General features: G+C 69.6%; 6 protein-coding genes and 1 tRNA gene. 6 read left to right on the top strand and 1 reads right to left on the bottom strand.

The window, feature by feature from the left end; all coding sequences use genetic code 11:
- The first annotated feature begins 114 nt into the window (after positions 1-114).
- Positions 115-777: a DegT/DnrJ/EryC1/StrS family aminotransferase gene (locus tag AQI88_RS37125; protein ID WP_067008600.1), complete on the top strand. Its 663-nt coding sequence runs from the start codon at positions 115-117 to the stop codon at positions 775-777.
- A gap of 85 nt (positions 778-862) precedes the next feature.
- A tRNA-Thr gene (locus AQI88_RS37120) sits at positions 863-938 on the top strand.
- A gap of 70 nt (positions 939-1,008) precedes the next feature.
- Here the strand turns inward: AQI88_RS37120 and AQI88_RS37115 are convergent.
- Positions 1,009-3,765 (bottom strand): SpoIIE family protein phosphatase, encoded by a 2,757-nt coding sequence (locus AQI88_RS37115; RefSeq protein ID WP_067008597.1) that lies wholly within the window; start codon positions 3,763-3,765, stop codon positions 1,009-1,011.
- A 411-nt stretch (positions 3,766-4,176) separates the two neighbouring features.
- Here AQI88_RS37115 and AQI88_RS37110 point away from each other — a divergent pair, with 411 nt between their 5' ends.
- From AQI88_RS37110 to AQI88_RS37095, 4 genes are all read left to right on the top strand, one after another.
- Positions 4,177-9,624 carry a HAMP domain-containing protein gene (locus tag AQI88_RS37110; RefSeq protein ID WP_107118775.1) on the top strand — a complete coding sequence of 1,816 codons (5,448 nt, stop codon included), beginning with the start codon at positions 4,177-4,179 and terminating at the stop codon, positions 9,622-9,624.
- A gap of 273 nt (positions 9,625-9,897) precedes the next feature.
- Positions 9,898-10,578 (top strand): response regulator, encoded by a 681-nt coding sequence (locus tag AQI88_RS37105; RefSeq protein ID WP_067008590.1) that lies wholly within the window; start codon positions 9,898-9,900, stop codon positions 10,576-10,578.
- Between the two features lie 124 nt (positions 10,579-10,702).
- Positions 10,703-13,429, top strand: a complete 2,727-nt coding sequence (locus tag AQI88_RS37100; RefSeq protein WP_067008587.1) for a DNA translocase FtsK — start codon at positions 10,703-10,705, stop codon at positions 13,427-13,429.
- A 279-nt stretch (positions 13,430-13,708) separates the two neighbouring features.
- A complete protein-coding gene (locus tag AQI88_RS37095; protein ID WP_067008585.1) occupies positions 13,709-14,551 on the top strand; it encodes a helix-turn-helix domain-containing protein in 843 nt (280 codons plus the stop codon).
- Positions 14,552-14,562 lie beyond the last annotated feature (11 nt).

The following is a 14,562-nucleotide window of genomic DNA, read 5'->3' as shown; positions in this document are numbered from 1 at the left end:
AAATTTTGAAAAGGTCGGATCCTGAACTTCGGTTCGGGGTCCGATCTTTTTTTGTTTTGCTTAACGTGTCGTTCACGTTGCGCCCCCAGCATCCAGCACATGGGTACTGCTGCAATGCTCAGGGCCGCCGGCGTCGGAGTCGGTGACGAGGTCGTCGTACCGGCCTTCGGGAACGTCGAGGTCGCCGAGGCCGTGGCCCAGGCGGGTGCACTCCCGGTGTTCGCCGACATAGATCCGGTCACCTACTGCCTCGACGTGTCCGCCGTGGAGGCGGCCGTAAACTCCCGTACCGCGGCCGTCGTTGTCGTCCACCGCTTCGGACGGCGCGCCGACATCGCGCGGTTGCACGAACTCGGACAGCGGCATGGGCTGTTCGTGCTGGAGCAGGGCGAGTCCGAGGCGCCGTACGACGAGATGGCGCAGCGCAGGGAGCGGGCCGCCTATCTCGACGCCAAGCTCAAGGGCGTACGGACGCCCGACGGCGGTGACGGACACACCTACCAGCAGTACGTGGTGCGGGTGCCGGGCAACGGCAGGCCGGACCGCGATGCCTTCGCCCGGGCCCTGCGGGCCAAGGCAGTTGAGTGCCGGGTTCCGGTGAAGACGCCCGTGCACCGGCTGCCCGAATTCCGGCGCTGTGTATCCCTGCCGGAGACCGAGCGGGCCGCGGACGAGACCCTCGCGCTGCCCGTTGAGGCCTCGCTGACGAAGCGTGAGATGCAGCGGATTGTCTCTGCCTGCAACGCCCTTGGCGGACTGCTCCAGCCCGCCTTCTGAATGGGCACCGAACGAATTTGGGAACTCGGGCGTGTTCGGGGTACTCTTTTCTTGTTGCCGCGAGGGAAACCTCGAAAGCAACAAGGCCCCTATAGCTCAGTCGGCAGAGCGTCTCCATGGTAAGGAGAAGGTCAACGGTTCGATTCCGTTTGGGGGCTCCAGAAAGAAGGCCTCGCCCTACCGGGCGAGGCCTTCTTCGTATGCCGGGGTGCCCGGGCGGGCCCGGGGGCCTCAGTCCTTCTGAAGCCCCGGGACCCGCATCGCCAAAATCGCCATGTCGTCGGACGGGGCGTCGGACGCGAAGCGTTCCACCGCGCGCATGATGCGTGCCGCCACCGCGCCCGCCGTGAGGCCCGTGCAGGTGGTGAGGACGTCGGCGAGGCCGTCGTCGCCCAGCATGCGGGTGCCCTCGCGGCGTTCGGTGACGCCGTCCGTGACGCACAGAAGGACGTCACCGGGGTCGAGGGTGACCGTCTCCTCGTACAGCTCCAGGTCCTCGATGACACCGAGCAGCGGCTGGGGTTCGGCCGACGCCACCACCGTGCCGTCCTGGCGCAGGCGCAGCGGGAGCGGGTGGCCGGCGCAGACCACCTTCAGCTCGGCGCTGCCGTCCGCCTGCGTCCGTAGCTCGCCGTACAGCAGCGTCAGGAAGCGGCTGCGGTCGCCCTCGTCGAGGATCGCGGAGTTCAGGCGCTCGAGGACCGCCGGGCCGGAGAGGCCCTCGCGGGCCAGCAGGCGCAGCGCGTGCCGGGCCAGGCCGGTGACCGCCGCCGCGTTGGGGCCCGTACCGCAGACGTCGCCGATGGCGAAGCCGTAAGCGCCGTTGCCGATGGGGAAGAGGTCGTAGAAGTCGCCGCCGACCTCGTTGCCCTCGCCGGCCGCGCGGTAGATGACCTCGACCTCGACGCCGTCGATGTGGGGCAGGCCGGGCGGGAGCAGGCTGCGCTGGAGGGACTGGCTGATGGCCGTGCGCTCCGAGTACAGGCGGGCGTTGTCCAGGGCGAGGGCGGCCCGGCGGCTCAGGTCCTCGGCCAGTTCGAGGATCTCCTGCCGGAAGTGCTCGTCGGTGGGCTTGCCGAGGGTCAGCATGCCGATGACGCGGTTGCGCGCGACGAGCGGCAGGACGACCGTCTCGCCGCCGACCGCGGAGGCCGTCGCGAGGGTCGGGCCGATGCCCGAGGAGACGTGGTGGGTGGGGCCGCCGGCCAGGCCGAGGGTGCGCATCGAGGTGCGCAGGGCCGCTTGGTGGGCGACCTCGGCGGGGGCGGTCCAGACGCGGGCGCCGGGCGTCGGTACCGGGTCGGGCGGAGGGATCTTCGACAACAACGACTTGATGCCGTCGATGAGTTCCTCGTCCTCGTGCAGGACGTACGACAAGTACGGCTCCGAGGCCTGGTCGGCGATCGTGTAGACCGCGCACCAGGTCGCCAGGGTCGGGACGGTCATCTGGGCCATCAGGGCCAGGGTCTGGTCCCGGTCCAGGGTGCCGGCCAGCAGGTCGGAGGCCTCGACGAGGAAGCTCAGGGAGCCGCGGCGCAGCCGCTCCAGCTCGCCCAGGCGGGCCGATTCGACGGCCAGGGCGATGCGGTCGGCGGCGAACTGCAGGCGCAGTGCCTCCTCGTTGGAGTACCGGCCCGGTGCCTCCGCCGCGACGCCGAGGGAGCCCGTGAGGCGGCCCTCGACCTTCAGCGGGACCGTGACCACCGAGCGCATGCCGGTGCCGGACAGCAGTGGTACGGCGCCGGGCACGGCGGTGAGGTCGTCGTGGACGGCGGGCATGCGCGCGGAGCCGTAGCGTCCGGGGCCCGCCTCGACGGGGACGCGGGCGAACCGCTGGCGGGCGGAGGGCAGGCCGGTGGAGGCGCGGACCTCCAGCTCCGTCTCGTCGTCGGTCGCGAGGAGCAGGAACGCCGAGTCGCCGTCGAGCATGTCGCGGGCCCGCTCCACCGTGCGCTGCAGCAGGCCGTCGAGGTCGTCCGGGGCGGGGGAGCCGATGAACACCTCGAAGGGGTCGGTGCTCTGGCCGTCGGAGGCCGGCGACGGGTCCGTGGACGGGACGCGCGACGGTGTCTGCAGGACGGCGCGTTCGTGGTCCCGGACCAGGAGGCAGACGGTGGAGGGCTCGCCGCCGGTGTCGCGGACCCTGAGGTGGGAGGCGTACACCGGGGCCACCCGGCCGTCGGCGCCGCGGATGCCGTAGCTGCCCTCCCAGCGGGAGAGCTGGAGGGCCTCGGCGATGCCCGTGCCCGTGCCCGGGGTGTGCGGCCAGGCCGCGAGGTCGGTGAGGGGCTTGCCGATGACATCGTTCGCCGGGTAGCCGAAGAGTTCCTCCGCGTCCTCGTTCCAGGCGCTGATGGAGCCTTTTCGGTCGATCTGGAGGACCGCGACGCGGACCCGGCCGTCGGCCAGCGGGAGCAGGTCGGCGGGGAGGGCTGGGCCGGCGGCGCGGGTGCCGACCGGACGCTCGGGCAGGTCGAGGTGGAACCAGACGTTCTTGTGCGTGGGCGTGTAGTCCACGCCCCAGCGGGCAGCCAGGGCCGCGCACAGCTGGAGGCCGCGGCCGCCCTCGCGGTCGGGGCTGCCCATGGCGGCGGGGGAACTCTGGAGGGGGACCTCGCGCTCCGGGTAGCGGTCCGCGACCTCGATGCGCACGCCGTCCTCGCTGCGCAGGCACAGGACGTCCGCGTGCGTGCCCGCGTGCACCACCGCGTTGGTCACCAGTTCGCTGGTGAGGACGACGGCATCGTCGACGATGTCGGCGAAGCCCCAGCCCTGGAGGGTGTCGCGGACGAAGGAGCGGGCGGTCGCCACCGACCGCCCGACGGGCTCGAAGCTGGCGGCCGCGCGCGCGGTGATCACAGAACTCCTCGGCCGGTTGTCGACGTGCAGGGCTGCATGGCCGGCCGGCTCGCGCCGCTGCTGCGGCATCCGCTCGTCCGTCGGCCGTGGCTCCGGGGGATGTCCCCCAGGGATCAGTCCGGTGGTCATGGTCTGCGGCCGCCCCTCCGATGCCCGCTCGTTCTCGTGCCACCGCCCAGGCCGGTCGGAGCCGGTGCGGCTGGACAGCCGGATGCAAGGTTACTTACCTTCGCCGTCCGAGCGGATGCCGGTCGCCGGTGATTACGCCCCCAGGGTGTGCGGACGATGTGCGAAGCTGCCGAACTGTTATGGCCGGGTTCGGCCGGGGTGAAACACTGGGCAAGCTTCTGATGAAGGTCGGACCAGATTGCGTGCGTTCCGTGTACGGCGGGCAGCAGCCTCTGGTGTGGCCGGATCCGGTCTGGCAGAAATACCGAGCAGTAATGAGTACGCGGAAGTAACCGGCAGGCCGGGGGACCGGCCGTCGGGGCGCCGCGGCCGAGCACAGCAGTAGCGGTCTACCCCTTCGGGAGGGACACAGTGGAGTCTGGCGCAGCGACGCGGGGCACGAAGGCGCGCGCGAAGGGCGGACCGTCCCTGGGCAGGAACGGGGGGACCACCGCCGTGGACACGGCTGCCCTGAACCGGCTGCTGGCGGCCCTCGTGTCGATGCGCGACGGTAACTTCCGTAAACGGCTCACGGTGTCCGGGGACGGCGTGATGTCCGAGATTGCGGCGGTTTTCAATGAGGTGGCCGACCGCAATCTGCATCTGACGGGTGAGCTGTCGCGGGTGCGGCGCATGGTGGGGCGTGAGGGAAAGCTCACGGAACGGCTGGAGACGGGCGCCTGCGAGGGCTCCTGGGCGGCTGCGATCGACAACTCCAACGCGCTGGTCGACGATCTCGTATGGCCCGTGTCCGAGGTCAGCCGGGTGCTGACGGCGGTGGCCGAGGGTGATCTGTCGCCGCGCATGGATCTGCGTACGCAGGCGCCGGACGGCACCGGGCACCCGCTGCGGGGTGAGTTCCTGAAGGTCGGCCGGACCGTCAACAATCTGGTCGACCAGCTGTCGACGTTCACCGACGAGGTCACGCGCGTGGCCAGCGAGGTCGGCACCGAGGGCAAGCTGGGAGGACAGGCCCGGGTGCGGGGGCTCTCGGGTTCGTGGAAGGACCTCACGGACTCCGTCAACACGATGGCTTCCCGGCTGACGGCCCAGGTGCGGGACATCGCGCTGGTGACGACCGCCGTCGCCAAGGGTGACCTGTCACGGAAGGTCACCGTTCACGTCGCCGGCGAGATGCTGGAGCTGAAGAACACCGTCAACACGATGGTCGACCAGCTCTCGGCGTTCTCCTCGGAGGTGACGCGGGTCGCGCGCGAGGTCGGCACCGACGGCATTCTCGGCGGCCAGGCGCATGTTCCGGGTGTCGACGGCACCTGGAAGGAACTCACCGACTCGGTGAACCTGATGGCCGGCAACCTGACGGCCCAGGTGCGGGGGATCGCCCAGGTCACCACGGCCGTGGCCAACGGTGATCTGTCGCAGAAGGTGACGGTTCCGGCGCGTGGCGAGGTGGCGCAGCTGGCCGACACGATCAACCAGATGACCGAGACGCTGCGGATCTTCGCGGACGAGGTCACGCGCGTGGCCAACGAGGTGGGTGCCGAGGGGCGGCTGGGTGGTCAGGCGACGGTGCCGGGCGTGGCCGGAACCTGGAAGGACCTCACGGACTCCGTCAACACGGTGTTCCGGAATCTGACCACGCAGGTGCGGGACATCGCCGCGGTGACGACCGCCGTGGCCAGTGGTGACCTGTCGCAGAAGGTCACCGTGGACGTGGCCGGCGAGATGCTGGAACTGAAGAACACCGTCAACGGCATGGTGGACCAGCTGTCGGCGTTCGGTGCCGAGGTGACCCGGGTCGCGCGGGAGATCGGCGTCGAGGGCGAGCTGGGCGGCCAGGCGCAGGTGCCGGGAGCGGCCGGTACCTGGAAGGACTTGACGGACTCCGTCAACACTGCATTCCGCAACCTGACCGGTCAGGTGCGCAACATCGCCCAGGTGACCACGGCGGTGGCCAACGGCGACCTCTCCCAGAAGGTCACCGTCGACGTCTCCGGCGAGATGCTCCAGCTGAAGAACACCGTGAACACGATGGTGGACCAGCTGTCGAGCTTCGCCGACCAGGTCACGCGGATGGCCCGGGACGTGGGCACGGAGGGCCGCCTGGGCGGCCAGGCCCGCGTGGACGGAGTGTCGGGTACGTGGAAGGAGCTGACGGACTCCGTCAACTTCATGGCCGGCAACCTCACGTCCCAGGTGCGGCAGATCGCCCAGGTGACGACGGCCGTGGCGCGCGGTGACCTGTCGCAGAAGATCGACGTCGACGCGCGCGGGGAGATCCTGGAGCTGAAGAACACCATCAACACGATGGTCGACCAGCTCTCCGCCTTCGCCGACCAGGTGACCCGGGTCGCCCGGGACGTGGGTACGGAGGGCCGCCTGGGCGGTCAGGCGCAGGTACCGGGCGTCGCCGGTGTGTGGCGGGACCTCACCGACTCCGTGAACGGCATGGCCGGCAACCTCACCGCACAGGTGCGCAATATCGCCCAGGTGGCCACCGCCGTGGCCCGCGGCGACCTCTCCCAGAAGATCACCGTGGACGCGCGCGGGGAGATCCTGGAGCTGAAGAACACCCTGAACACGATGGTCGACCAGCTGTCGTCCTTCGCCCAGGAGGTCACGCGGGTGGCCCGTGAGGTGGGCACGGAGGGCATCCTGGGCGGCCAGGCCGAGGTCCAGGGCGTCTCCGGCACCTGGAAGGACCTCACGCAGTCCGTGAACTTCATGGCGAACAACCTGACCATCCAGGTCCGCAACATCGCCGAGGTCACGACCGCGGTCGCCAAGGGTGACCTGTCCAAGAAGATCACCGTTGACGCGAAGGGCGAGATCCTTGAGCTCGTCACGACGGTCAACACCATGGTTGATCAGCTGTCCAGCTTCGCCGAGCAGGTGCTCCGGGTGGCCCGTGAGGTGGGCACCGAGGGCATCCTGGGCGGCCAGGCGCACGTGCCGGGTGTCACGGGCATCTGGAAGGACCTGAGCAACAACGTCAACCTGATGGCCAACAACCTGACCATGCAGGTGCGGAACATCTCCCAGGTGGCGGCGGCGGTCGCCAACGGCGACCTGACGCGGCAGGTGACCATCGAGGCGCGCGGCGAGGTCGCGCAGCTCGCCGACACCATCAACACCATGGTGAAGACGCTGAGTTCGTTCGCCGACCAGGTCACCAAGGTGGCCCGTGAGGTGGGCACGGACGGCATCCTGGGCGGCCAGGCACACGTGCCCGGTGTGGCCGGCACCTGGAAGGACCTCACCGAGTCCGTGAACCAGATGGCGTCCAACCTGACCGGCCAGGTGCGCAACATCGCCATGGTCACCACGGCCATCGCCAAGGGTGACTTGACGAAGAAGATCGACATTGACGCCCGCGGTGAGATCCTTGAGCTGAAGACGACGATCAACACGATGGTTGACCAGCTGTCCAGTTTCGCCGAGGAGGTCACCCGGGTCGCCCGCGAGGTGGGCACCGAGGGACAGCTCGGCGGCCAGGCACGCGTGCGTGACGTCGACGGCACCTGGCGGGACCTGACCGAGTCGGTGAACGAGATGGCCGGGAACCTGACCCGGCAGGTGCGCGCCATCGCGCGCGTGGCGACCGCGGTGACCCGCGGCGACCTGAACCTGAAGATCGACGTCGACGCGTCCGGCGAGATCCAGGAACTGCAGGACTACATCAACAAGATGATCGCCAACCTGCGCGACACCACGATCGCCAACAAGGAGCAGGACTGGCTCAAGGGCAACCTCGCCCGCATCTCCGCGCTGATGCAGGGCCGCCGGGACCTGGAGGACGTCGCCTCGCTGATCATGAGCGAGCTGACGCCGGTGGTCTCCGCGCAGCACGGCGCGTTCTTCGTGGCGATGCCCCTCATGGAGGGCCAGGACCTCAGCGGCACCACCGAGGACCAGTACGAGCTGCGCATGCTCGGCTCGTACGGCTACTCGATGGGCTCCATGCCGACGTCGTTCCGGCCCGGTGAGGCGCTGATCGGCACGGCCGCCCAGGAGAGGCGCACGATCCTGGTGGAGAACGCGCCGAGCGGCTATCTGAAGATCTCCTCCGGGCTCGGCGAGGCCCCGCCCGCGCAGGTGATCGTGCTGCCGGTGCTCTTCGAGGGCACGGTGCTCGGGGTGATCGAGCTGGCGTCCTTCACGCCGTTCACGCAGATCCAGAAGGACTTCCTCAACCAGATCGCCGAGATGATCGCGACCAGCGTCAACACCATCTCGGTCAACACCAAGACCGAACAGCTGTTGAAGCAGTCGCAGGAGCTGACCGAGCAACTGCGGGAGCGGTCGGCCGAGTTGGAGAACCGGCAGAAGGCGCTGCAGGCCTCCAACGCCGAACTGGAGGAGAAGGCCGAGCTGCTGGCCCGGCAGAACCGCGACATCGAGGTGAAGAACACCGAGATCGAGGAGGCCCGGCAGGTCCTGGAGGAGCGCGCCGAGCAGCTCGCGGTGTCGATGCGCTACAAGAGCGAGTTCCTCGCCAACATGTCGCACGAGCTGCGTACGCCGCTCAACTCCCTGCTGATCCTGGCCAAGCTGCTCGCCGACAACGCCGAGGGCAACCTCTCCCCGAAGCAGGTCGAGTTCGCCGAGACCATCCACGGCGCCGGCTCCGACCTGCTCCAGCTGATCAACGACATCCTCGACCTGTCGAAGGTCGAGGCGGGCAAGATGGACGTCTCCCCGACGCGTATCGCGCTCGTCCAGCTCGTGGACTACGTGGAGGCGACCTTCCGGCCGCTGACCGCGGAGAAGGGCCTGGATCTGTCCGTGCGGGTCTCCCCGGAGCTGCCGGCGACCCTGCACACCGACGAGCAGCGGCTGCTCCAGGTGCTGCGGAACCTGCTGTCCAACGCGGTGAAGTTCACCGACTCGGGGTCCGTGGAGCTGGTGATCCGGCCCGCCGGTGCGGACGTTCCGCAGAAGATCCGGGAGCAGTTGCTGGAGGCCGGCTCGCTCACGGACCCGCATGCCGACCTGATCGCGTTCTCGGTGACCGACACCGGCATCGGTATCGCGGCCGGCAAGATGCGGGTGATCTTCGAGGCGTTCAAGCAGGCGGACGGTACGACCAGCCGCAAGTACGGCGGCACCGGCCTCGGCCTGTCGATCTCGCGGGAGATCGCGCAGCTGCTCGGCGGTGAGATCCACGCGCAGAGCGAACCGGGGCGCGGCTCGACGTTCACGCTGTACCTGCCGCTGCACCCGAGCGAACTCCCGCCGCAGGGCTATCAGCAGTCCGTGCCGGCGCTGGAGGCCGTCGAGCTGGTCGCCTCCGAGGCCCAGCTGTCCTCGGAACTGTCCGCCGTGGAGATCGAGACGCCGGCCGAGGTCAAGTCGTACCAGGAGACGCAGAACGGCCCGGCCGCGCTCTTCAGGCGCCGCCGCCGGAGCCTGCCGCCGCCCGAGCAGTGGACGACCCTCGCCGAGCAGGAGAGCAGCCCGCAGCAGGCCCGCGTGGTGCGGTTCGGCGGCGAGAAGGTGCTGATCGTCGACGACGACATCCGCAACGTGTTCGCGCTCACCAGCGTCCTGGAACAGCACGGGCTGTCGGTGCTGTACGCCGAGAACGGCCGCGAGGGCATCGAGGTGCTGGAGCAGCACGACGACGTGGCGGTCGTGCTGATGGACATCATGATGCCCGAGATGGACGGGTACGCGACGACCACGGCGATCCGCCGGATGCCGCAGTTCGCCGGGCTGCCGATCATCGCCCTGACCGCGAAGGCGATGAAGGGCGACCGGGAGAAGGCGATCGAGTCGGGCGCCTCCGACTACGTGACGAAGCCGGTCGACCCCGACCACCTGCTGGCGGTCATGCGGCAGTGGATGCGCGAGGAGTGACGAGGTGGCCGGAGGCGATGTGAACGCCGCGGGAACCCCGGGTGCACGCGTGGAGTTGTTGTACCGAGGGGGCCGGGGGCGTGTGGGAATCCCGGATTCCGGGAACCTTCCGGTCTCCTGCGGCGTTTCTGTTACGTGCACAGTGACATCGCGGTGACAGGGTGTGGTGACAGGCGGGGTGCGGCTACGATGACCGGCACAAGGACGGGCGGCGAAAGGGAGTCGTCCCCTGGGGCGGCGCCCGGTGTACCGCCGGGGCGAGGAGGGCGGGCCATGGTGCAGAAGGCCAAGATCCTCCTGGTCGATGACCGGCCGGAGAATCTGCTGGCGCTGGAGGCCATCCTCTCTGCGCTCGATCAGACGCTGGTGCGGGCATCGTCCGGGGAGGAAGCGCTCAAAGCACTGCTCACGGACGATTTCGCGGTCATTCTGCTGGATGTCCAGATGCCGGGCATGGACGGTTTCGAGACCGCCGCGCACATCAAGCGGCGCGAGCGGACCCGGGACATCCCGATCATCTTCCTCACCGCGATCAACCACGGCCCCCACCACACCTTCCGGGGGTATGCCGCGGGCGCGGTGGACTACATCTCCAAGCCGTTCGACCCGTGGGTGCTGCGCGCCAAGGTCTCGGTGTTCGTCGAGCTGTACATGAAGAACTGCCAGCTGCGGGAGCAGGCGGCGCTGTTGCGGCTCCAGTTGGAGGGCGGCGGCAAGGGCGCGGTGGGCGGCAAGGAGTCCGCCGGGCTGCTCGCCGAGCTGTCCGCGCGCCTCGCGGCCGTGGAGGAGCAGGCGGAGGCGCTGTCCAAGCAGCTGGACGACGAGTCCGCGGACGCGGCCGCGGTGGCCACGGCCGCCCATCTCGAGCGCAAACTCACCGGGTTGCGCCGTGCGCTCGACGCCCTGGAGCCTGGTGCGGGCAGCGCCGGCGCTGCGGTGCCGACGCAGAACTGACGCCTGCGGGGGCCACAGTTGTCCATGAGCGTGCGTCAGTTCCCCGCCCGGGTGCGGGCGACACGAACGGGTGAAGCGGTGGGCACACGTGTCCGCTGTCGTCTCCCCCGGTAACCTCACATCCATGGCCTCACGTCCCTCCGCAGCCAAGAAGCAGCCCGCGAAGAAGGCGGCCGCTCCCGCGAAGGCTCCGGCGGGAAAGGCGGCCGCGAAGAAGGCTCCGGCCAAGAAGGCGGCCGCCAGGAAGGCCCCGGCGAAGAAGGCCGCGCCGCCCAAGCCGGCACCCAACCCCACCGGGGGCGTGTACCGGCTGGTGCGCGCCCTCTGGCTCGGTCTCGCGCACGCGGTCGGCGCCGTCTTCCGGGGCATAGGGCAGGGCGCCAAGAACCTCGACCCGGCCCACCGCAAGGACGGCGTCGCGCTGCTGCTGTTCGGCATCGCGCTGATCGTCGCCGCCGGTACCTGGGCCGACCTGCGCGGCCCCGTCGGTGACCTGGTGGAGATCCTGGTCACCGGCGCCTTCGGCCGGCTCGACCTGCTGGTGCCGATACTGCTCGCGGTGATCGCCGTACGGTTCATCCGGCACCCGGAGAAGCCGGATGCCAACGGCCGGATCGTGATCGGCCTGTCCGCGCTCGTCATCGGCGTGCTCGGCCAGGTCCACATCGCCTGCGGCTCGCCCGCCCGCAGTGGCGGCATGCAGGCCATAAGGGACGCCGGCGGCCTCATCGGCTGGGCGGCGGCCACCCCGCTGACGTACGCGATGACCGAGGTGCTCGCCGTACCGATGCTGGTGCTGCTGACGATCTTCGGCCTGCTCGTGGTGACCGCCACCCCGGTCAACGCCATCCCGCAGCGGCTGCGCGCGCTCGGCGTACGCCTGGGTGTCGTGCACGACCAGGAGGCGGAGGAACGCATCGAGGACGACGAGCGTTACGACGAGCAGTGGCGCGAGGCGCTGCCCCCGCGCCCCCGCAAGCGCCGTGGCGCCTCCCAGGCGTACGACCCCGAGGGCGCCGAGGAGGAGGCTCTCTCGCAGCGCCGCGGCCGCCCCAGGCGCTCCGCGGTGCCGCAGCCGGATCTGCAGCGGCAGATGGACGCCGTGGACGTCGCAGCGGCTGCCGCGGCCGCGCTCGACGGCGCGGTCCTGCACGGCATGCCGCCTTCCCCGCTCGTCGCCGACCTCACCCAGGGCGTGAGCGTGGGCGACCGCGAGGAGACCACGCCCGTCCCCGCACCGTCGCCGGTTCCGGCACCGGCCGCCCGTCCCCAGCAGGAGAAGCTGAAGGTCGCGAGCGTCCCCGACCTCACGAAGGCGGCTCCGGAGGCGGCCCGCGACCTGCCCGCGCGCGCGGAGCAGCTCCAGCTGTCCGGGGACATCACCTATGCGCTGCCGTCGCTGGACCTCCTCACCCGCGGCGGCCCCGGCAAGGCGCGCAGCGCGGCCAACGACGCGATCGTCGATTCCCTGCGCAACGTCTTCAGCGAGTTCAAGGTGGACGCCGACGTCACGGGCTTCACCCGCGGACCGACCGTCACCCGCTACGAGGTCCAGCTCGGCCCCGCCGTGAAGGTCGAGCGGATCACCGCGCTGACCAAGAACATCGCGTACGCCGTCGCCAGCCCCGACGTGCGGATCATCAGCCCGATCCCCGGCAAGTCCGCGGTCGGCATCGAGATCCCGAACACCGACCGGGAGATGGTCAACCTCGGCGACGTACTGCGCCTCGCGGACGCGTCCGAGGACGACCATCCCATGCTGGTGGCGCTCGGCAAGGACGTCGAGGGCGGGTACGTGACGGCCAACCTCGCGAAGATGCCGCACATCCTCGTCGCCGGAGCCACCGGGTCCGGTAAGTCGTCGTGCATCAACTGCCTGATCACGTCCGTGATGGTGCGCGCGACCCCCGAGGAGGTCCGCATGGTCCTGGTCGACCCCAAGCGCGTCGAGCTGACCGCCTACGAGGGCATCCCGCACCTGATCACGCCGATCATCACCAACCCCAAGCGGGCCGCCGAGGCGCTCCAGTGGGTCGTACGCGAGATGGACCTGCGCTACGACGACCTGGCGGCCTTCGGCTACCGGCACATCGACGACTTCAACGAGGCCATCCGCCAGGGGAAGGTGAAGCTGCCGGAGGGCAGCGAGCGGGAACTCCAGCCCTATCCCTACCTGCTGGTGATCGTGGACGAGCTGGCCGACCTGATGATGGTCGCCCCGCGCGACGTCGAGGACGCGATCGTGCGCATCACGCAGCTCGCGCGCGCGGCCGGCATCCACCTGGTGCTGGCCACCCAGCGCCCGTCGGTCGACGTGGTCACCGGTCTGATCAAGGCCAACGTGCCCTCCCGGCTGGCCTTCGCCACCTCCTCGCTCGCCGACTCCCGGGTCATCCTCGACCAGCCCGGCGCCGAGAAGCTGATCGGCAAGGGCGACGGGCTGTTCCTGCCGATGGGGGCCAACAAGCCGACCCGTATGCAGGGCGCGTTCGTGACCGAGGAAGAGGTCGCGGCGATCGTCCAGCACTGCAAGGACCAGATGGCGCCCGTCTTCCGGGACGACGTCACGGTGGGCACCAAGCAGAAGAAGGAGATCGACGAGGACATCGGCGACGACCTCGACCTGCTGTGCCAGGCGGCCGAGCTGGTGGTCTCCACCCAGTTCGGGTCGACGTCCATGCTCCAGCGCAAATTGCGCGTCGGCTTCGCCAAGGCCGGGCGGCTCATGGACCTCATGGAGTCCCGGAACATCGTCGGGCCCAGCGAGGGGTCGAAGGCGCGTGACGTTCTTGTGAAACCTGACGAGCTGGACGGAGTGCTCGCGGTGATCCGCGGGGAGTCTGAAGGGTAGGGCAGCGGACCGCCCGGCGTGTCGTGCTTACGCCGGGTGGCGGCACGGCCGTGATCCACCCGTTAGAGAGCTGCGGGCAACCGTTTCCCTTTGCCGTACGTCAAGTTGAGCGAAAGGACAGGTACGGATCTCATCCTGGGGTACGTGTCTGTCCCACCATCGGATTTTCCGGTCATTCCGATGGCGTACAAAGTCCTACCGCCCGGTCGCTCCACGCTTTCGCACCCCCCTAGACTGAACCTCCAGCACAGGTGGCTCAAACGCTCGAAAGGCGCCCCCGTGTCCATCGGCAACTCCCCTGAAGACGAGCGTCCGTTCCAAGACGTGTCCGAGGAAGCCCGTCCCTCCGTGGGCCGCGCCCTGAAGCAGGCGCGCATCGCGGCCGGGCTCACCGTCGACGACGTCAGCAGTGCCACGCGTGTCCGTATCGCCATCGTGCACGCCATCGAGGGGGATGACTTCGCCCCCTGTGGCGGCGACGTGTACGCGCGCGGGCACATCCGTACGCTGGCCAGGGCCGTGCATCTCGACCCAGCACCGCTGATCGCGCAGTACGACGCCGAGCACGGCGGGCGGCCCGCGCCCACCCCGGCCGCGCCCCTGTTCGAGGCGGAACGTATCCGCCCCGAGCGCCGCGGGCCCAACTGGACCGCGGCCATGGTCGCCGCGATCGTCGCCGTCATCGGCTTCGTCGGGTTCACCGCGTTCAAGGGCGGCGACAGCGGGAACGACGCCAAGTCGCAGGTCGCCGAGGGCGCCACCGCCACCCCCAGCAAGTCCGCCTCGCCCACGCCGAAGAAGGACAAGCCCGCCGCGCCCACGTCCGAGGCGTCCGACAGTGCCATCGCGGCCGCCCCGCAGGACAAGGTGACCGTCCAGGTCAGTGCGGCGGGCGGGCGCAGCTGGATCTCCGCCAAGGACCACAACGGCCGGATGCTCTTCGACGGGCTGCTGAAGAAGGGCGAGTCCAAGACCTTCCAGGACGGTTCCAAGATCAACCTGATCCTCGGTGACGCCGGTGCGATTCAGCTCTACGTCAACGGCAAGAAGATCGAGGACAACTTCCAGAAGGGCGCTGTGGAGCGCCTCACGTACACGAAGGGCGACCCCGAGGCCGGATGAGGGGCCCTTGG

The organism is Streptomyces cellostaticus (assembly GCF_001513965.1).
Lineage (GTDB): Bacteria > Actinomycetota > Actinomycetes > Streptomycetales > Streptomycetaceae > Streptomyces > Streptomyces cellostaticus.
The sequence above is the reverse complement of the archived record's forward strand: the minus strand, read 5'-3'. Positions and strand labels throughout refer to the sequence as shown.

Coding starts and splice junctions, on each gene's coding strand:
- AQI88_RS37125 (WP_067008600.1), top strand. CDS start 115: ATGCTCAGGGCCGCCGGCGTCGGAGTCGGTGACGAGGTCGTCGTACCG.
- AQI88_RS37115 (WP_067008597.1), bottom strand. CDS start 3,765: ATGACCACCGGACTGATCCCTGGGGGACATCCCCCGGAGCCACGGCCG.
- AQI88_RS37105 (WP_067008590.1), top strand. CDS start 9,898: ATGGTGCAGAAGGCCAAGATCCTCCTGGTCGATGACCGGCCGGAGAAT.
- AQI88_RS37100 (WP_067008587.1), top strand. CDS start 10,703: ATGGCCTCACGTCCCTCCGCAGCCAAGAAGCAGCCCGCGAAGAAGGCG.